The 16,988-nt window shown below is 69.6% G+C and carries 22 protein-coding genes and 1 pseudogene; 14 read left to right on the plus strand and 9 right to left on the minus strand.

Going from position 1 to position 16,988, the window contains the following annotated elements; all coding sequences use genetic code 11:
- Positions 1 to 88, plus strand: a pseudogene (locus EV657_RS19825) (IS5/IS1182 family transposase); the annotation flags it as partial.
- Between the two features lies 1 nt (position 89).
- On the opposite strand, the gene EV657_RS19830 reads toward EV657_RS19825, so the two are convergent.
- Positions 90 to 311 carry a hypothetical protein gene (locus EV657_RS19830; RefSeq protein WP_133260340.1) on the minus strand — a complete coding sequence of 74 codons (222 nt, stop codon included), beginning with the start codon at positions 309 to 311 and terminating at the stop codon, positions 90 to 92.
- Positions 312 to 663: 352 nt separating this feature from the next.
- Between EV657_RS19830 and EV657_RS19840 the strand changes: the two genes are divergently transcribed.
- The 6 genes from EV657_RS19840 to argF all read left to right on the plus strand — a co-directional run bounded on the left by EV657_RS19840 (position 664) and on the right by argF (position 5,309).
- Positions 664 to 972: a TniB family NTP-binding protein gene (locus EV657_RS19840; protein ID WP_133260339.1), complete on the plus strand. Its 309-nt coding sequence runs from the start codon at positions 664 to 666 to the stop codon at positions 970 to 972.
- A 128-nt stretch (positions 973 to 1,100) separates the two neighbouring features.
- Complete coding sequence (trhA, locus tag EV657_RS19845; protein ID WP_075785063.1) at positions 1,101 to 1,745, plus strand: PAQR family membrane homeostasis protein TrhA; 645 nt, start codon at positions 1,101 to 1,103, stop codon at positions 1,743 to 1,745.
- Between the two features lie 127 nt (positions 1,746 to 1,872).
- Positions 1,873 to 2,178, plus strand: a complete 306-nt coding sequence (locus tag EV657_RS19850; RefSeq protein WP_113668265.1) for a hypothetical protein — start codon at positions 1,873 to 1,875, stop codon at positions 2,176 to 2,178.
- 4 nt (positions 2,179 to 2,182) lie between these two features.
- Positions 2,183 to 2,941 (plus strand): DUF4336 domain-containing protein, encoded by a 759-nt coding sequence (locus EV657_RS19855; RefSeq protein ID WP_134079519.1) that lies wholly within the window; start codon positions 2,183 to 2,185, stop codon positions 2,939 to 2,941.
- 254 nt (positions 2,942 to 3,195) lie between these two features.
- Positions 3,196 to 4,386 (plus strand): aspartate aminotransferase family protein, encoded by a 1,191-nt coding sequence (locus tag EV657_RS19860; RefSeq protein WP_113668252.1) that lies wholly within the window; start codon positions 3,196 to 3,198, stop codon positions 4,384 to 4,386.
- Positions 4,383 to 5,309, plus strand: a complete 927-nt coding sequence (argF, locus tag EV657_RS19865) for an ornithine carbamoyltransferase (RefSeq protein ID WP_113668251.1) — start codon at positions 4,383 to 4,385, stop codon at positions 5,307 to 5,309. The genes EV657_RS19860 and argF overlap by 4 nt, the downstream gene beginning before the upstream one ends.
- Before the next feature lie 220 nt (positions 5,310 to 5,529).
- Here the strand turns inward: argF and hrpB are convergent, their stop codons facing one another.
- Complete coding sequence (gene hrpB, locus EV657_RS19870; protein ID WP_134079521.1) at positions 5,530 to 7,971, minus strand: ATP-dependent helicase HrpB; 2,442 nt, start codon at positions 7,969 to 7,971, stop codon at positions 5,530 to 5,532.
- Between the two features lie 122 nt (positions 7,972 to 8,093).
- Between hrpB and meaB the strand changes: the two genes are divergently transcribed.
- The 5 genes from meaB to EV657_RS19895 all read left to right on the plus strand — a co-directional run bounded on the left by meaB (position 8,094) and on the right by EV657_RS19895 (position 11,369).
- Positions 8,094 to 9,077 (plus strand): methylmalonyl Co-A mutase-associated GTPase MeaB, encoded by a 984-nt coding sequence (gene meaB, locus EV657_RS19875; RefSeq protein ID WP_134079523.1) that lies wholly within the window; start codon positions 8,094 to 8,096, stop codon positions 9,075 to 9,077.
- A gap of 19 nt (positions 9,078 to 9,096) precedes the next feature.
- The gene (locus tag EV657_RS19880) at positions 9,097 to 9,837 is read left to right on the plus strand and encodes a glutamine amidotransferase (RefSeq protein WP_134079525.1); all 741 of its coding nucleotides are present in this window, start codon (positions 9,097 to 9,099) and stop codon (positions 9,835 to 9,837) included.
- A 118-nt stretch (positions 9,838 to 9,955) separates the two neighbouring features.
- A complete protein-coding gene (gene rpmB, locus EV657_RS19885) occupies positions 9,956 to 10,243 on the plus strand; it encodes a 50S ribosomal protein L28 (RefSeq protein WP_075785056.1) in 288 nt (95 codons plus the stop codon).
- A gap of 246 nt (positions 10,244 to 10,489) precedes the next feature.
- Positions 10,490 to 10,840, plus strand: coding sequence for a hypothetical protein (locus tag EV657_RS19890; RefSeq protein ID WP_134079527.1), 351 nt, complete (start codon positions 10,490 to 10,492; stop codon positions 10,838 to 10,840).
- Positions 10,841 to 10,886: 46 nt separating this feature from the next.
- Positions 10,887 to 11,369, plus strand: coding sequence for a copper chaperone PCu(A)C (locus EV657_RS19895; protein WP_134079528.1), 483 nt, complete (start codon positions 10,887 to 10,889; stop codon positions 11,367 to 11,369).
- Positions 11,370 to 11,417: 48 nt separating this feature from the next.
- Here the strand turns inward: EV657_RS19895 and EV657_RS19900 are convergent, their stop codons facing one another.
- Positions 11,418 to 12,125 (minus strand): Sir2 family NAD-dependent protein deacetylase, encoded by a 708-nt coding sequence (locus tag EV657_RS19900; protein WP_134079530.1) that lies wholly within the window; start codon positions 12,123 to 12,125, stop codon positions 11,418 to 11,420.
- A 42-nt stretch (positions 12,126 to 12,167) separates the two neighbouring features.
- Here EV657_RS19900 and EV657_RS19905 point away from each other — a divergent pair, with 42 nt between their 5' ends.
- Positions 12,168 to 12,620 carry a low molecular weight protein-tyrosine-phosphatase gene (locus EV657_RS19905; protein ID WP_108024716.1) on the plus strand — a complete coding sequence of 151 codons (453 nt, stop codon included), beginning with the start codon at positions 12,168 to 12,170 and terminating at the stop codon, positions 12,618 to 12,620.
- 11 nt (positions 12,621 to 12,631) lie between these two features.
- Here the strand turns inward: EV657_RS19905 and EV657_RS19910 are convergent, their stop codons facing one another.
- The 6 genes from EV657_RS19910 to EV657_RS19930 all read right to left on the minus strand — a co-directional run bounded on the left by EV657_RS19910 (position 12,632) and on the right by EV657_RS19930 (position 16,217).
- On the minus strand, positions 12,632 to 13,588 hold the full coding sequence (locus EV657_RS19910) for a 2-hydroxyacid dehydrogenase (protein WP_134079531.1): 957 nt from the start codon (positions 13,586 to 13,588) through the stop codon (positions 12,632 to 12,634).
- A complete protein-coding gene (locus tag EV657_RS19915; RefSeq protein WP_075785050.1) occupies positions 13,588 to 13,926 on the minus strand; it encodes a tRNA-binding protein in 339 nt (112 codons plus the stop codon). Before EV657_RS19915 ends, EV657_RS19910 begins: the two co-directional genes overlap by 1 nt.
- Positions 13,923 to 14,744 (minus strand): pyrroline-5-carboxylate reductase, encoded by an 822-nt coding sequence (proC, locus tag EV657_RS19920; protein WP_075785049.1) that lies wholly within the window; start codon positions 14,742 to 14,744, stop codon positions 13,923 to 13,925. The genes EV657_RS19915 and proC overlap by 4 nt, the downstream gene beginning before the upstream one ends.
- 33 nt (positions 14,745 to 14,777) lie before the next feature.
- Positions 14,778 to 15,281, minus strand: coding sequence for a type III secretion system chaperone family protein (locus EV657_RS19925; protein ID WP_075785048.1), 504 nt, complete (start codon positions 15,279 to 15,281; stop codon positions 14,778 to 14,780).
- Between the two features lie 305 nt (positions 15,282 to 15,586).
- A complete protein-coding gene (locus EV657_RS21715; protein WP_165828013.1) occupies positions 15,587 to 15,748 on the minus strand; it encodes a hypothetical protein in 162 nt (53 codons plus the stop codon).
- A 283-nt stretch (positions 15,749 to 16,031) separates the two neighbouring features.
- Entirely contained in the window at positions 16,032 to 16,217 is a 186-nt protein-coding gene (locus EV657_RS19930) for a hypothetical protein (protein WP_134079533.1), read from the minus strand.
- A 515-nt stretch (positions 16,218 to 16,732) separates the two neighbouring features.
- Between EV657_RS19930 and EV657_RS19935 the strand changes: the two genes are divergently transcribed.
- The coding region (locus EV657_RS19935; RefSeq protein ID WP_208323324.1) for a transposase at positions 16,733 to 16,988 on the plus strand (256 nt) is incomplete at its 3' end.

Below are 16,988 nucleotides of genomic sequence, written 5' to 3' on the forward strand. Positions count from 1 at the left end.
GACCCGCTACGACAAGACCGCTGAGAGCTTCCTCGGCTTCATTGACATCACGTCGATCCGTCTCTGGGTCCGCCATTTGTCAACATGACCTAGCGGTCATTTTCTCCCTGAGTTTTCAAGAGTGCCACAACCGGCTCAACAGCGTTGCGAAGATGGACCGGTCCCACATCCAAGCCGTTCGGTCGGAACGGCTGGACCCCTTCGCCCTGCAGGACGGCCCGAATTGTGTTCAAATGCGCACCGGTTTCGGCCGACAGCATCGATGGTGTCGTGTAGTTGGCCTCAAACGCACCGATGTCGTCGCGGCTCATCCTACGCCGCGCCGTCAGCGCCCATCATGCGCATCAGGAAATCTCTTTGAAGGATATCCAACAGGCGCGCGCAGCACGACGAAAGGCTTTGCGCAACGAGATCACGGCGAAATCGCGGCGGGTCACGGAGTTCCTTCCGCACCCTGCGCCGCTCCCAAGCCTTGAAAGGCAAGAGCCCGCACAACCGGACAGCCCGGTCCAAAAGCTGATCCTGTACAAAACGGACAAGATGTCATGAACCGCCAAACCCGTCGCACTGGCACTTTCATTGTTACCCGTGAACACAAGCGCTTTGTCGAGTTCGCCACCACGGTACGCCGCAATGCCACCATTGCCCGGTATCGAGAAACGCATGTCCCAGTACCCGCAGCTCTACAGCCGCATTGGATTTGTGCATGAATACCCGCCACTCTCCAAAGACGAGATGCAGTTCGTCCTGCAGCGTCAATGGAAGAAACCCGGCTTCGGCCAGGATGATGCCGACTTCACCGATGCCCGCGCCGCCGCAGCCGTCGTTCGTCTGACAGCTGGCAACTTCCGCCTCCTGCAACGCCTCTTCATGCAGATCGAACGCATCGCCCGTATCAACGAAATCGCCGCCATCACCGAAGAGGTCGTCGAAGCTGCCGCTCAAACCCTGGTCATCGGCAACGCCAATTGACGATCAATAAACGCCGCCACATAGCGATCAAGTTCACAGCCTGACCCCACGTGCCATTTTGACGCAGAATTAACCCATGCTAGCTTAACCTTACCCAAGCAGGGGCCATCGACGACCGGGAGACCGTCATGCTGGACGATTTTCGCGCCTATACCCGCGCCGAGCGTCTTTCCGACGCCGTGGTGCATGTGACCGGGCTGGCCGCTGTGGCCATCGGGGTCCCCATTCTCGTGGTCCTGGCCATCCTGATCCGCGGCGACACGCCCGCGGTATTGGGAATTGCCGTCTATGGGGCGGCGCTCTTCGCCATGATCGGCTTTTCGGCACTGTACCACATGGTGCGCCATCCGAACTGGACGCCGGTCTTTCGCCGGCTCGACCATTCCGCCATCTACTGGAAGATCGCGGGCACCTACACGCCCTTCACCTTGTTGTCGGGCCATGGGGTGACGCTCCTGGCCGGGCTCTGGGCGGCGGCCGCGGCGGGCACGGGACTGCGCGTCCTCGCGCCCTACCGGTTTCGCGCGGTGAACCTCGCGCTTTATCCGGCCATGGGCTGGGCCGGGGCGGTCGCGGGCTGGAGCATGTTCGCCACCCTGTCGCCCCCGGTGCTGGGCCTCGTGATCGCGGGAGGCGTGCTTTATACGGTCGGCATGGTCTTCTACCTGTGGGAACGGCTGCCCTATCACAACACGATCTGGCATGTCTTCGTCCTGGTCGCGAGCATGCTGTTCTTCGCCGCCATCACCACCCATGTGGTCCAGACCGCCTGAAACCTGCCTCACCCGATCTTGCCCCGCCCTGCCCGGTTGCGGGGACCTGTTCGTCTGCGCTATTGTCGCGCAAAGACACGCGTCCGGAGTCGGAAGAGCAGACCGCCACCGGACCAGGAGAGCGATGATGACAGTGAAGCCCCTTGCGATCGCGGCCGTTCTGGCCAGCATTTCCGCCTTTGCCGCCGAAGCCGGACAGATCGAGCGCGCCTGCCTTTCCTCGGGGCGCCCGGGCGTCACCCGGGGCCTTTGCGGCTGCATCCAGCAGGCCGCCGACATCACCCTGACCCGCGGCGACCAGAGCCGCGCCGCCGGGTTCTTCCGCGACCCGCATCAGGCCCAGGTGGTCCGCCAGTCCGACCGCCGGAGCGACGCGGAATTCTGGCGCCGCTATCAGCTGTTCGGCGACACCGCGGCCGCCTATTGCAGCTAGGCCGATGGCCGGGCGCGCCGACGGGCTGTACCCTCCGCTGTCGGTGCCAAAGCCGCTGGGACAAGAGATCTGGGTCGTGGACGGCCCGGCGATCCGGTTCTACGGCATGCCCTTTCCCACCCGGATGTGCGTGGTCCGCCTGCCCTCGGGCGGGCTCTGGCTGCATTCGCCGGTCCGGCCCGACGAGGACCTGATCGCCCGGATCGAGACGCTGGGGCCGGTCGCGCATCTGGTGGCCCCGAACGCCTTGCACTACGCCTTTCTGCCCGCCTGGGCCGCCCGGTTTCCCGAGGCCGCGGTCCATGCCGCGCCCGGTGCGGCCGAACGCGCCGCCCGACATGGGGTCGGCTTTCCGGACCACGCACCGCTTGGCCCCCGCGCGCCCGAGGCCTGGCGGGGCACGATCCGCCAGCGCCTGGTGCCGGGACATCCCTTTTTGAAAGAGGCGATCTTCTTTCACCGCCCGTCGCGCACGCTGATCCTGACCGACCTGATCGAGGCGTTCGAGCCCGCCCGGCTGGGTCCGGTGATGAAGCTTGCCACCTGGATCGGCGGCATCCGCAGCCCCGGCGGGACGCCGCGCGACGCCCGGCTGACCTGGACCGACACGGCCGCGGCCGCCCCTGTCCTGCGCGAGGCCCTGAGCTGGGCGCCCGATCGGGTGATCATGGCCCATGGCGCGCCGATCGAAACCGATGTCACGGCGCGGCTGCGGCAGGCCTTCGTCTGGGCGCTTGGCCCCGATGCGGATGCCCGGGCCTGACCGGCACGCGAGCCGCAAGCCCCGCCCCCCGTACCGCAACGGCGCATCTGGACAGCGACCGGTTTTCCCGCTAAAGGCGCCGCCCATGACCCGTTGCGTTCATATCCCTGCGCGCCGACGCCGCCGCCGTTTCTGAGACGGCTGCCTGCGCGTGCCTCCACGCGCCCCCCCGCGCGTCGGCGCATTCCCGAAGACATTGACACCCCGTTCCGCCCGAGGCACCCATAGGGCCTCTTTTCCGAAGGATTTCCCAGATGATCCCGTCCGTCCTGCCAACCTATAACCGCGCGCCGCTCAGCTTCGAGACTGGCGAAGGCTCCTGGCTTGTCGCGACCGACGGCACCCGATACCTGGACTTGGGCGCCGGGATCGCGGTCAACGCGCTTGGCCATGCCAACCCGGCGCTGGTGGCGGCGCTGACCGCCCAGGCAAACCGGATCTGGCATCTGTCGAACCTCTACCACATCCCCGAGCAGGAGGCGCTGGCCGACGCGCTGGTCGAGAAGACCTTCGCCGACACGGTCTTCTTCACCAATTCGGGGACCGAGGCCTGCGAACTCGCCATCAAGATGGCGCGGAAATACTGGTACGAGAAAGGTCGGCCCGACCGGGTGAACATCGTCACCTTCTCGGGGGCGTTCCACGGCCGGTCCTCGGCCGCCATCGCGGCGGTGGGGTCCGAGAAGATGACCAAGGGGTTCGGGCCGCTTCTGCCGGGCTTCATCCACCTGCCCTTCGGCGCCCATGGCTCGGTGCTGCAGAATGCGATCGACGACACGGTCGCGGCCATTCTGGTCGAGCCCGTCCAGGGCGAGGGCGGCATCCGGCCCCTGCCCGATGCCTGCCTCAAGGGCCTGCGCGATCTTTGCGACGAGACCGGCGCGCTGCTGATCTATGACGAGGTGCAGTGCGGGATGGGCCGGACCGGCAAGCTGTTCGCCCATGAATGGGCGGGCGCCGCACCCGATATCATGATGATCGCCAAGGGGATCGGCGGCGGATTTCCGCTGGGGGCGGTGCTGGCGACGGAAGCCGCCGCCGCGGGCATGACGCTCGGCACCCATGGCTCGACCTATGGCGGCAACCCGCTGGCCTGTGCGGTCGGCAAGGCGGTGCTCGACATCGTCGCCGAGCCAGCCTTCCTCGACGAGGTGAACCGCAAGGCCGGGCTGTTCCGGCAGCGGCTCGAGGGGCTGGTCGCGAGCCATCCCGACATCTTCGAGGAGGTGCGCGGCTCGGGGCTGATGCTGGGGCTGAAATGCCGGGCCGCGGCTAGCGATCTGGTGCAGGCGGGCTATGCCCAGCACCTGCTGACGGTGCCCGCGGCCGACAATGTGGTGCGGCTGCTGCCGCCCCTGACCATCACCGATGACGAAATCGCCGAGGCGGTGGCCCGGCTTGACGCGGCCGCCGCGGCCGTCGCAGCCAAGGAGGCCCAGGCATGACCCATTTTCTCGATATCGCCACGACCGAGCCCGCTGATCTCAGGGGGATCCTCGATAACGCGCTGGCGATGAAGAGGGCCCGCGCCGGGCGCAGCAAGGGCGCGCCCGATGACGACCGGCCGCTTGACGGGCGGATGGTGGCACTGATCTTCGAGAAGCCCTCGACCCGAACCCGGATCAGCTTCGATGTGGGCGTGCGGCAGATGGGCGGCGAGACCATGGTGTTGTCGGGCAAGGACATGCAGCTGGGGCATGGCGAGACCATCGCCGACACGGCGCGGGTGCTGTCGCGCTATGTGGATCTGATCATGATCCGGACCTTCGAGGAGGCGACGCTGCAGGAGATGGCGGACTATGCCAGCGTGCCGGTGATCAACGGGCTCACGAACCGCACCCATCCCTGCCAGATCATGGCGGACCTGCTGACCTTCGAGGAACATCGCGGGCCGATTGCCGGGCGCAAGGTGGTCTGGTCGGGCGACGGCAACAATGTCTGCGCCTCGTTCATCCAGGCGGCCGGGCAGCTTGGCTTCGATCTGACCTTTACCGGCCCCGCGACGCTCGACCCCGAGGCGGTCTTTGTCGAGGCGGCGCGGGCGAAGGGCGCGACCGTCACCATCGAGCGCGATCCGCTGAAGGCGGTGGAAGGCGCGGATCTGGTGGTGACCGACACCTGGGTGTCGATGCACGATCCGCAATCGGCGCGCGAGCGGCGGCACAACCAGCTGCGCCCCTATCAGGTGAACGAGCGGCTGATGGCGGCGGCGAAGCCCGATGCGTTGTTCATGCATTGCCTGCCCGCGCATCGCAACGAAGAGGCCACCAATGCGGTGATGGACGGGCCGCATTCGGTGATCTTCGACGAGGCCGAGAACCGGCTGCATGCCCAGAAGGCGGTGATGCGCTACTGTCTGGGTGTCTAGGAGGCGGCAAGCGGGTCGCTCCCGCCCCCGGGCCCGCACGGGGCTGCGCCCCGCTTGTCCGGCGTTGGGCCGGGCCGCGCGCGTTCCGCGCACGGCGCCTCCGGCGGGGGTACTGGGGCCAAGAAGAAGGCATGGCAGATTCCGAGGCGACGGCCGTCCGGCCGGAGCCGAGACAAGAACCGTGCGCCGCACGGCGCTCCGTCTTGCAAGCGCTGTTTCGTCAGTTCCGGCGTTTGGTGCGGAGCGTCGGGTCGGCGGCGGTCGGGTCCTCGGGCCAGGGATGGCGGGGATAGCGGCCGCGCATCTCCTTGCGCACCTCGGCATAGCTGGTCGCCCAGAAGCCCGGCAGGTCCATGGTGACCTGAACCGGCCGTCCGGCGGGCGACAGCAGCGCGATCCGGAGCGGCAGGCGCCTTGGACCGACCGTCGGGTGCCGGGTCACGCCGAAAAGCTCCTGCAGGCGCAGTTCGATCCCCGGGGCCTCGGCGTCGTAGTCGATGGGGATTTTCCGGCCCAGCGGCGTTTCGAAACTGGCGGGCGCGAGGCGGTCGACCATCTGCTGTGCCTCCCAGTCGAGGCGGCCGGTCAGCGGGGGCAAGAGATCGAAGCGTCTGAGGTCCTCCGCCGTCCTGAGCCCGCCGAGATGGGGCAGCAGCCAGTCCTCGAGGTCCGCCATCAGCCCCGCATCGGAGAAATCGGGCAGATCCGCGCCCTCGGTACGCAGAAGCTCGACCCGCGCGCGAAAGCGGCGCGCCGCGTCGCTCCAGGGCAGGCCGAGGCTGCGGACCCCCTCCAGAATCGCGCGGGCCAGGGCCTCGGACGGGGCGTCGGGCCAATTGCGATCGTCAAGCACCAGCGCGCCGAAGCGTTCCTGCCGCCGCGCGGTCACCCGGGCCTCGCGCCGGGACCAGGCGCAGACGTCCTGCCAGGCGATGGCCGGGCCATGCACCGCGCGCAAGGCCGCCTCGGACAGCGGGGCGGCCAGGCGCACACGCGCCTCGCGGGTATCGCCGTCGAGATCGAGCGCCACGATCAGCCGCTGGCCCGCCAGCGGGTCGGCCGGGTCGATCACCGCGCCCTTGCCGCCGGACAGCACATAGCGCGGGTCCTCGCCCTTGCGCCGCAGCCCGATCCGGTCGGGATAGGCCAGCGCCGCCATCTCGCCCGGGCCCATCGGGCGGGGGGCGTCGGGCGCCTGTGCTGCCAGGCGTTTGGCCTCGGTCCGGATCCGGGCCAGCGCGCCCCGGTCGGGCGGCACCGGGGTCGGCGCCGTCGGGTCGGCGATGCAGCGCAGGCGCAATGCCAGATCGCTGCCCGCCCCGCGCAGCGGATCGCGTTCGGACAGGAGCGCGGCCAGAGGCGCCGCCTGACGGCCCGCCGCAAGCAGCATATGCCCCAGCCGGGGATGCAGCGGCAGCGCCGCCAGCGCGCGGCCATGTGCGGTGATCCGTCCGGCGGCGTCGAGCGCGCCGAGCCCCGCAAGCAGCGCCCGCGCCTCGGCGAAGGCGCCTGGATTGGGCGGTGTCAGGAAAGCCAGATCCTCGGGGCCGGAAGTGCCCCAGGCCGCCAGTTCCAGTGCCAGACCGGTCAGATCGCCCGCCTCGATCTCGGCCGGGGGATAGGCGGCGAGCGCCCCCTCTTCGCCCTTCGTCCAGAGCCGGTAGCAGGCCCCTTCCGCCACCCGCCCGGCCCGGCCGCGGCGCTGGTCGGCCTCGGCCCGGGTGACCCGTTCGGTCACCAGCCGTGCCATGCCGGAATTCGGGTCGAACCGCGCCCGCCGGGCGCGGCCCGCATCGACCACCACGCGGACATCCTCGATGGTCAGCGAGGTTTCGGCGATGGCGGTCGCCAGTACCAGCTTGCGGCCCTCGCGCGCGGGCTTGATCGCGGCCTGCTGTTCGGCGAAGGGCAGCGCGCCATAAAGCGGGCGGACGTGGCAATCATCGGGCAGCCTGCCTTGCAAGGCACTGGCACAACGCCGGATCTCGGCCTCGCCGGGCAGAAAGACCAGAACCCCGCCTGCGGTCTCCGCCGCGGCCTGGGCCACAAGATCGGCCGTGGCCTCGGCCAGCCGCGCGCCCTTCGGCAGGGGCGCCGGCAGCCAGCGGGTCTCGACCGGGAAGGCCCGGCCTTCCGAGGTCACGACCGGTGCGTCGTCCATCAGCGCGGCGACCGGGGCCGCGTCGAGCGTCGCCGACATCACCAGCAGGATCAGATCGTCGCGCAGCGCCTGGCGCGCCTCCCAGGCCAGCGCCAGCCCCAGATCGGCATTGAGCGAGCGTTCGTGAAATTCGTCGAAGATCACCGCACCGATGCCGTCGAGCCCCGGATCGGACTGGATCATCCGGGTCAGGATGCCTTCGGTCACGACCTCGATCCGGGTGGCGCGGCCGGTCTTCGCCTCGCCCCGGATACGGTAGCCCACGGTCTGGCCGACCGGCTCGCCCAGGGTCTCGGCCATCCGTTCGGCGGCAGCGCGCGCGGCCAGGCGCCGCGGCTCGAGCATCACGATCCGGCCCGCCGTCAGCCCGGCCTTCAGGATCGCCAGCGGCACCCGCGTGGTCTTGCCCGCCCCGGGCGGCGCCTGCAAAACGGCCCGGCCCGCGCGGGCGAGGGCCGCGGTCAGCTCGGGCAGGACGGCGTCGATGGGCAAGGGCGTCATGCCCGCCTTATGGGCCAAACCGCCGCGCCGGGCCAGAGGGCGCGGCAACCCGACCGGGGGGCTGGACAGCCCGGCCCGGGCAGGGCAAGACAGGGGCCGCCCCTGACGATCCGGAGCCGCCGATGACCCCTGACGAGCTTGCCCCCCGCATCAAGTCCGGCGAACGCCGGGCGCTGGCCCGGGCGATCACCCTGATCGAAAGCGGCCGCGAGGATCACCGCGCCCAGGCGCAGGAGCTTCTGGGCCTTCTGGCCGATGCCCCCGGACAGGCGTTGCGGATCGGGCTGTCGGGTACGCCGGGCGTCGGCAAGTCGACCTTCATCGAAAGCTTCGGGATGATGCTGACGGCCGAGGGCCACAAGGTCGCGGTGCTGGCGGTCGACCCGTCCTCGGCGCGCTCGGGCGGGTCGATCCTCGGCGACAAGACCCGGATGGAACGGCTGAGCCGCGAGCCCAACGCCTTCATCCGCCCCTCGCCCAGCCAGTCGGCGCTGGGCGGCGTCGCGCGCCGCACCCGCGAGGCGGTGGCGCTGTGCGAGGCGGCGGGCTTCGGCATCGTGCTGATCGAGACGGTGGGCGTCGGCCAGTCCGAAACCATGGTGGCCGAGATGACCGATCTGTTCGTGCTGCTGATGGCGCCTGCGGGCGGCGACGAGCTGCAGGGCGTCAAGCGCGGCATCATGGAAATGGCCGACCTCATCCTCGTCAACAAGGCCGATGGCGATCTGAAACCCGCCGCCGAACGCACCCGGGCCGATTATGCGGGCGCCCTGCACCTCTTGCGCCGCCGTCCCCAGGACCCCGAGGGCTTCCCCAAGGCGGTCGCCGTCTCGGCGGTCGAGGAACGCGGGCTGCGCGAGGCCTGGGACGATATGCAAAGGTTGGCCGACTGGCGTCGCGCGCAGGGCCATTTCGACGCCCGCCGCGCCGAACAGGCCCGCTACTGGTTCACCGAAGAGGTGCGCCGCGGCTTGCTGGCCCGGCTCGACCGCGACCCGGCGATGCGGGCCCGGATGGCCGATCTCGGCGCGAAGGTGGCCGGGGGCGAGCTGACCGTCGCCCATGCCTCGACCGAGATGCTGACCGCGCTCGGCGTCAGCGCCTGACCCATCGGCAGGGCCGCGCATGAAGCCCTTCCTGATCCTCCAGCTCCGCCCCGAGGCCGAGGCCGCCGATGACGAATACGCGGCCTTCCTCCGGAAAGGCGGGATCGCTCCCGAAAATGCCCGCCGCCTCCGGCTCGACTGCGAACCGCTGCCGGCCGATCTCTCGCTCGATGCCTTTTCCGGGGTGATCGTGGGCGGCGGCCCGGGCTGCGTCTCGGACCCCGAGGCGGCAAAATCCGCCACCGACCGCCGGATCGAGGCCGCGATCCTCGGCCTTCTGCCCGACATCACCGCCCGCGACATTCCCTTCCTGGGCTGCTGCTACGGCATCGGCCTTCTCGCCCACCATCTTGGCGCGCCGGTGGCCAAGGGCCGCTTCGGCGAGCCGGTCGGCACCACCACCTGCCGCCTGACCGAGGACGGGCGCGCCGACCCGCTGACCCGCGACCTGCCCGACGCCTTCGCCGCCTTCGTCGGCCACAAGGAGGCGGTCGAGGCGTTGCCCCCCGGCTGCGCCCATCTGCTGGCCTCGGATCCCTGTCCGTTCCAGATGATCAGCCACGGCGCCAATGTCTACGCCACCCAGTTCCACCCCGAGGCCGACAGCGCGGGCTTCGAGCTGCGGATCCGGATCTACCGCGACCGGGGCTATTTCCCGCCCGAGGCGGCCGACGACCTGATCGCGCTTTGCCGAGCCCAGGCAGTCGACTGGCCGGAAACCATCCTCGCCCGGTTCGTCGCGCGCCATGCCCGCCCCTGAGCCAGCACCCGGGATGAATCGCTTGACGTCGCCCCCTCTTCCCCCTATCAGGCCCGGACGGAATTCTCGGCGCTGCCTTTGCGGCGTCGGTCGCTTTATCGAAACGAGGATATGAACCATGTCGCGCGTCTGCGAACTGACCGGCAAAGGGCCGATGACCGGCAACAATGTCAGCCACGCCCATAACAAGACCAGGCGCCGGTTTCTGCCGAACCTCAACGAGGTCACGCTGATCTCCGACGTTCTGGGCCGGGCGTTCAAGTTCCGCGTCTCGGCCGCCGGCCTGCGCACCGTCGATCACCGTGGCGGTCTGGACAACTTCCTGGCCAAAGCCCGCGACGCCGAGCTGTCCGACAAGGCCCTGAAGGTCAAGAAAGAGATCGAGAAGGCCCAAGCCACCGCCTGATCCGGCCCGACCGGCCTGCCTTGCGCCATTGCTTGACGGCCCCGCACCCGCGGGGCCTTTCGCGTTTCCGCGTTCTTCTTGGCGTCAATACCCCCGCCGGAGGCGCCGCGCGCTTGCGCGCGGCCGGGCCCAAGGCCGGGCAAGCGGGGCGAAGCCCCGTGCGGACCGGAGGCGGGAGCCCCCCGCCCCGGCGCGCCTGCGCGAATCCGGATCGCGCCGGGCCTCGAGTCGTTCTAGGATCGCGCCATGACCCGGCTCCGCCCCGCCTTCGGCCTTGGCCTTGCCCTCCTGCTGGCGCTCACCTCGCTGAGCCTCGCGGCCGCGCGCGCCACGCCGCGCCCGGTGGACCGGATCGTGCTTTGCACCGGTTTCGGCCTGCAGACCGTCGAGATCGACGCAACCGGCCACCCGGTCGGCGCGCCCCATATCTGCCCCGACGGTCTGGCGGCACTGGCAGCCCTTGCACCCTTGCCGCCCGCGCTGCCGCTGCGGTCACTGCGCGCCCGGCCGCTCGGCCGCCGCAGCCACGCCCCCGCGCCCTGCGGGCGCCGCCCGCCGCAGCCCCGCTCGCGTGCGCCTCCCGCCCCCATCGCCTGACCCCGACCACCCTTGTTTCAAATCCAAAATGACCAGGAGGCCAGCGATGTCCCTGAAAACCACCCTTGCCGCGAGCCTGATCGCGCTCGCTCCCGCCCTGCCCGCCGCCGCGGGCGAAATCGCCGTCGAGGGCGCCTATGCCCGTGCCTCGTCGATGATGGCGCAATCCGGCGCCGCCTTCATGACCCTCGTCAATAGCGGCGGCGCCGACGACCGGCTGATCGCGGCCGCCTCGGACGCTGCCGACCGGGTCGAGTTGCACACCCATGTCTCGGACGCCAATGGCGTGATGCAGATGATCGAGGTCAAGGAGGGCTTCCCGGTGCCCGCCCATGGCCGCCACGAGCTGCGCCGGGGCGGCGATCACGTCATGCTGCTGGGCCTCACCCGGTCGCTGACCGAAGGCGACAGCGTCCACCTGACGCTGACCTTCGAAAAGGCCGGCACGGTCGAAATCGAGGCCCCGGTCGAGGTCGTCCGCCAGCCGATGGGCGGCCAGATGGGCGCCCGCCCCGCCATGGGGAACTGACAGGCCGGGACAGGACCCGGCGCCGGGGGCCGAACCGCCCCCGGCATGTCATCCCCTTGTCAGCTGGTTCAGACACTCGTCGACCCAGACCGGCACGATCCCCGAGGCCGGACCCTGCCGCACCCGGTCGAAATCGCTGACCGTCTCGGAGGGCTCCAGGTTCAGCTCCAGCGTCTCGGCCCCGGCCCGCGATGCATCCTGCACGAAAGCCGCCGCCGGATAGACAGTGCCCGAAGTGCCGATCGCCACGAACAGATCGGCCGAACGCAGCGCCTCCCAGATCTCGTCCATGTAATAGGGCATCTCGCCGAACCAGACGATGTCGGGCCGGGTCGCGGGCGCGCCGCAGGCGGGGCACGGATCCTCGGCCCGCATCACCGGCGGGGCCGCCCAATCCGCGCCGCAGGCCGCGCAGCGCGCCCGCGCCAGCTGCCCGTGCATGTGCCAGACCGCGCGGCTTCCGGCGCGCTCGTGCAGATCGTCGACATTCTGGGTCACGATCCGGACCGCCCCCGGCGGCAGCGCGGCCTCGAGCCGGGCCAGCGCCAGATGCGCCGGGTTCGGCGCCGCCTCGGCCGCATTCCGGCGGCGCGCATTGTAGAACTCCATCACCAGCGCGGGGTTGCGGGCAAAGCCCTCGGGCGTCGCCACGTCGTTCAGGTCGTAGCGGGTCCAGAGCCCGTCCACGTCGCGAAACGTGCCAAGCCCGCTTTCGGCCGAAATCCCGGCCCCGGTGAGAATCACGATCTTGGTCATCGGGCGTACCTCCGCTATCCCTCAGAGCAAAAGGAGGCCGCCATGACCACCCGAATCCTGTTCGTCTGTCTGGGCAATATCTGCCGCTCGCCGACCGCGCACGGGGTCTTTCAAACCCTGGCCGAGGCCGAAGGGCTGGCGGTCGAAGTCGAAAGCGCGGGCACCGGCGGCTGGCATGTGGGCGACCCGCCCGATCCGCGCGCGATCCGTGCCGCGGCCGGGCGCGGCTATGACCTTACCGCCTTGCGCGCCCGGCAGGTCAAGGCGGCCGATTTCGCGGCCTACGATCTGATCCTCGCCATGGACCGCTCTAACCTCACGGCCCTGGAACGGATGCGCCCGATCGACAGCGAAACCCCCGTCAGGCTGTTTCTCGACTTTGCCGACGCCGACCGCGACGAGCTGCCCGACCCCTATTACGACGGCAGCTTCGATCTGGTGCTCGATCTGGTCGAGGACGCCTCGCGCGGGCTCATCCGCCATCTGGCGGGCTGAGCCCCGACCGCTCAGCCGACCGGATTGGGCAGCGGACGGCCGCCCAGATGGGCGCGGATATTCTCGACCGCCATCAGGCCCATGGCGGTCCTGACCTCCTGCGTCGCGGTGCCCAGATGCGGCAGCAGCGTCACATTCTCGCGGCGCCTGAGGGCCTCGGGCACCTCGGGCTCGAATTCGTAGACATCGAGCCCCGCCCCCGCGATCTTGCCCGCCTCGAGCGCCGCGATCAGCGCCGCCTCGTCGATCACCTCGCCGCGCGAGATGTTCACCAGATGCGCGGTGGGCTTCATCGCCGCCAGCACGCCGGCCCCGATCAGATGCCGGGTCGCCGACCCGCCCGGCACCGCCGAGACAAGGATGTCGGCCTCGGCCGCCAGCGCCTCGGGGCTGCCCAGCGCCCGGGCCGGGAAATCCAGCGCCTTCGGGCTGCGGGTGTGATAGAGAACCTCCATCCCGAAGCCGAAATGACAGCGCCGGGCGATGGCCTGCCCGATATTGCCCATGCCGAGGATGCCGACCGTCCGGCCGGTGACATGCAGCCCCAGCATCTGCGTCGGGTGCCAGCCCTGCCAGCGGCCCGCGCGCACCAGCCGCTCGCCCTCGCCCGCGCGGCGGCAGGTCATCAGGATCAGCATGATGCCGATATCGGCGGTCGCATCGGTCACGGCGCCGGGCGTGTTGGTCACGGCCACCCCGGCCGCCTTTGCCGCCGCCACGTCGATATGGTTGAAGCCGACGCCGAAATTGGCCAGCAGCCGCGCCCGCGGCGCGGGCACATCGGCGAAGACCCCGGCCGAGAACGCATCGCCCAGCGTCGGCAGCACGATGTCATAGCCCGTCAGCGCCGCGCGCAGCTCGTCGGGCGACAGCGGCAGGGTGGATGCGCGGAATTCGGTTTCGCCCAGGGATCGGACCGCCTCGGCGACCGTCTCGGGCATCGGGCGGGTGACAAGGATCCTCGCCATCAGAACATCCGCCCGCCAATCGGCACGTCCTTGTCGGGCACGATCAGCACGACCTCGCCGTTTTCGTCGGGCAGGCCCAGCACCAAGACCTCGGAGCGGACCTTGCCGATCTGGCGCGGCGGGAAGTTGACGACGCCCAGCACGCGGCGGCCCGGAAGATCCTCGGGCGTGTAATGCGCGGTGATCTGGGCCGAGCTTTTCTTTTCGCCGATCTCGGGGCCGAAATCGACCCAGAGCTTGATCGCGGGCTTGCGCGCCTCGGGATAGGGCTCGGCCCGGGTGATCTGGCCCACGCGGATATCGACCTTGAGGAAATCGTCGAAGGAAATCTCGGTCATGCGCCCAGTTCCCTGCCGCGCGCCGTTGCCGCGGCGACCGCCTTTTCCAGCAGCGGCGGAAAGCCGGTTTCCGGGTCCATCAGCACCGCCAGCGCGGCCGCGGTGGTGCCGCCCGGCGAGGTCACGTTGACGCGCAGCTGGGCGGGGTCCTCGGCGGCCTCCTCGGCCAGCTGCCCCGCCCCCGCGACCGTGGCCTTGGCCAGCGTCATCGCCATCGCGGCCGGAAGGCCCGCGGCCTCGCCCGCCCTGGCCAGCGTCTCGATCAGATGGAAGACATAGGCCGGGCCCGAGCCCGAGACCGCCGTCACCGCATCCATCTGGGATTCGTCGTCCAGCCGCACGGTCTGGCCCACCGCCGACAAAAGCGACTCGGCCAGCGCCAGCCCGGCCTCGTCGACCTTGGCGTTGCCGATCAGCGCGGTGATGCCGCGCCCGACGGCTGCGGGGGTGTTCGGGATGGTCCGCACCACCGGTGCCCCGGCGCCCAGCCGGTCCGCGAAATACCCAAGCGTCTTGCCCGCCGCGATCGAGACGAAGAGCGTCTGCCCGTCGGCAAGGCCCGCGACCTGCGGCAGCGCCTCGTCCATCAGCTGCGGCTTGACCGCGATCAGCACCAGCGCGGGCGCCTCGGGCAGCGGCTGGTTGAGATGAAGCCCCTCGGCCGCGCGGGCGCGCAGCCAGTCGGACGGGTGCGGATCTATGGCCCAGACCGCGCCCGCAGGCAGGCCGCGCTTCAGCCAGCCCTCCAGCAGCGCGGACCCCATCTTGCCGCAGCCCAGAAGCACCAGCCCCCGGGCGGAAAGGTCGTCGAATTGCATGGTTGCCCCCTTTACGCCTGTCGGGGCGCGAGGTTAGGCGCGCCCGAAGGCATCCGCAATGGCCACCTGCAGGGCATTGGCGGGCGTGCGGTCGGCCCAGACCACCAGCTGGAAGGCCGGGTAGAACCGTTCGCAGGACGAGACCGCAGCATGGATCAGCTGGTCGACCTGCTCGGGGCTGGCGGTCTGCCCGCCCGACAGCATCAGCCCGTGGCGCCAGACCATCAGCCGCTGGTCGCGCCAGAAGGTGAAGGCCCCGGCCCAGCACATGTCGTTGGTGGCGTTGAGCGCCTCGTAAAGCGCGGGAAGCCGTTCGGGCGGCGGCTCCATCTCGAAGGTGCAGATCAGCCGCAGCGTCTCGTCGAAGCCCGACCAGGCGAGCGTGATCGAATAGGTCCGCCACTGGCCCACCACCGCCATCGCGATCTGGTCGTCGGCGACCCGGTCGAATTCCCAGTCGTGATGCGAGGCGAGGGTCTCGACGAGGTCGATGGGGTGGATCTCGTCGCTCAGCAGGAAGTCTTCGGAAGATCGCATGCCCGGCCTCTTTGTTTTCTAGCCCAAGCCGACCCGAGGCCCACTAGGCTTTGGTTCCTGCTCTAGGTCCGGGGTGATATCCCCGGCTCCTCACAAAATATGGTGAGCGGAAAGCCGGAGGCTGTAAAGCGAATTTTTGTTAAGATTGAAAGACGCACCGCAATATCTTGTGGACAATGTAGCGCGACATTGAAAGCCGGAGTGTGTGACAGTCAAAGTCGGAGCTCAGACGTTTTAGTTCGGCCCCGGGCAACCCGCCTTCGAATGACGCTTGAACGGTCCGTCAACGAGCGTTCGGATTCCGGTCATTGCCCCATCCGCCGGCAGACGTAAGCCAGCAGCGCGCCAGTCCAGGGTGCCAGAACCAGCGCGGGCAGAAGCCCGGCCTTCACGGCCACCAGACCGATCGACGCAAGCGCGAAATCGGCTCGCGCGTCGCGAGGCGGGCGCCCTGGCTGGTCTGCCACCAGTGCAGGGCGCTGTAGCGCGCCCAGGCCAGCAGACCGAGCGGCAGGCTGCACCGCGCTGCTGAGAAGCCCGATCAGAGATCCCAAGCGGACCGCCTCCGACAATCTCGAAAACACGGCCCGCCCTCACCGCCATCGCGGCGGCGCGGTGGGCGATCAGGAAATGGGCCTTGCCATGCGGGTCGGTCGAGCCGTTCACGTGGATGTCGGCCGACCCCGAGAAGGTGCCGGTATTGGCGAACCGCCCGCCCTTGACCGTCACCGTCAACGGCGCCGCGCCCTCCTATCCCGCGATCCAGACCTGGCCGCTTTCATCGGTGGTGCGCGCCCCGCCTCCGCTGCAGACCGGCGCAGCCGAGACATTCAACCGTCCGTTCACCGCCTGCAGATGCCCGCCCACGCCGAGATCGAGATCGGCCACGGTCAGGGTGTGGTCCTGGAAGAACACCTTGTGCCCGTTGAGCGTCACGGTATCGCCCGCGAAACTGCCCCGAGATCGGGTCGCCGCCCCGGTTGTGGGGATTGTCCCGGCGGCGGCCGTCCTCGGCCGGATCCGGCACGAAGGAACCGGCCGCTGGGGCTTGGCGCCAGGTCGGTGTGATGCCGAATGGCGCCTGCATGAAAGCGACGGCCGACTCGACCAGAGGTCCGATTTTCGGCCCCTCGCGTCCCGTCAGCCTCCAGTAGATGTCCATGATATCGGTTGTGGCGTCCGGGGCATTGCCCCGCTGCGCATCGTACCAACGGAAGATCGTAGCATCGTTGCCGTTCGTCAGATCGCGGTTGAAGAGGGTATAGGTCACGCCCCGTCCGAAGCTGGTCAGGTCGCGTCAGGGCATTGTTGCAGAACGCCCGCCGTGAAGGATTCACACCACGACTCCCCGCGGTTGGACGGATGGGACGAGCAAGCCCGAACCCGCCCGCCGCCGCACGGCGACCCGGTCCGCCTGTCGAGCCATCGCGGCGCCATCCGGTTCGGACCCGATGGCGAGGGCTGCTCTGCGCAAGCGCGGGGCTCCGATGGTCCGGCGGGACAAGCAGATGGCGTGGCACGCGCCGCGTGAGGGCCGTCCAGGACGCCCGCCGGTCTTCTCGGATGCGGCAATCCGGTTCTGCCTGTCGATCGGGGTGCTGGTCAAGCCGCTGCTCAGGCAGACCGCCGGGATGGTCGCGAGCCTCCTGCGCCTGGCCGGGCCCGATTGGCCGGTTCCGGACTGCCCGACGCTCTTCCGGAGGCAGA

Source organism: Rhodovulum visakhapatnamense, from assembly GCF_004365965.1.
Lineage (GTDB): Bacteria > Pseudomonadota > Alphaproteobacteria > Rhodobacterales > Rhodobacteraceae > Rhodovulum > Rhodovulum visakhapatnamense.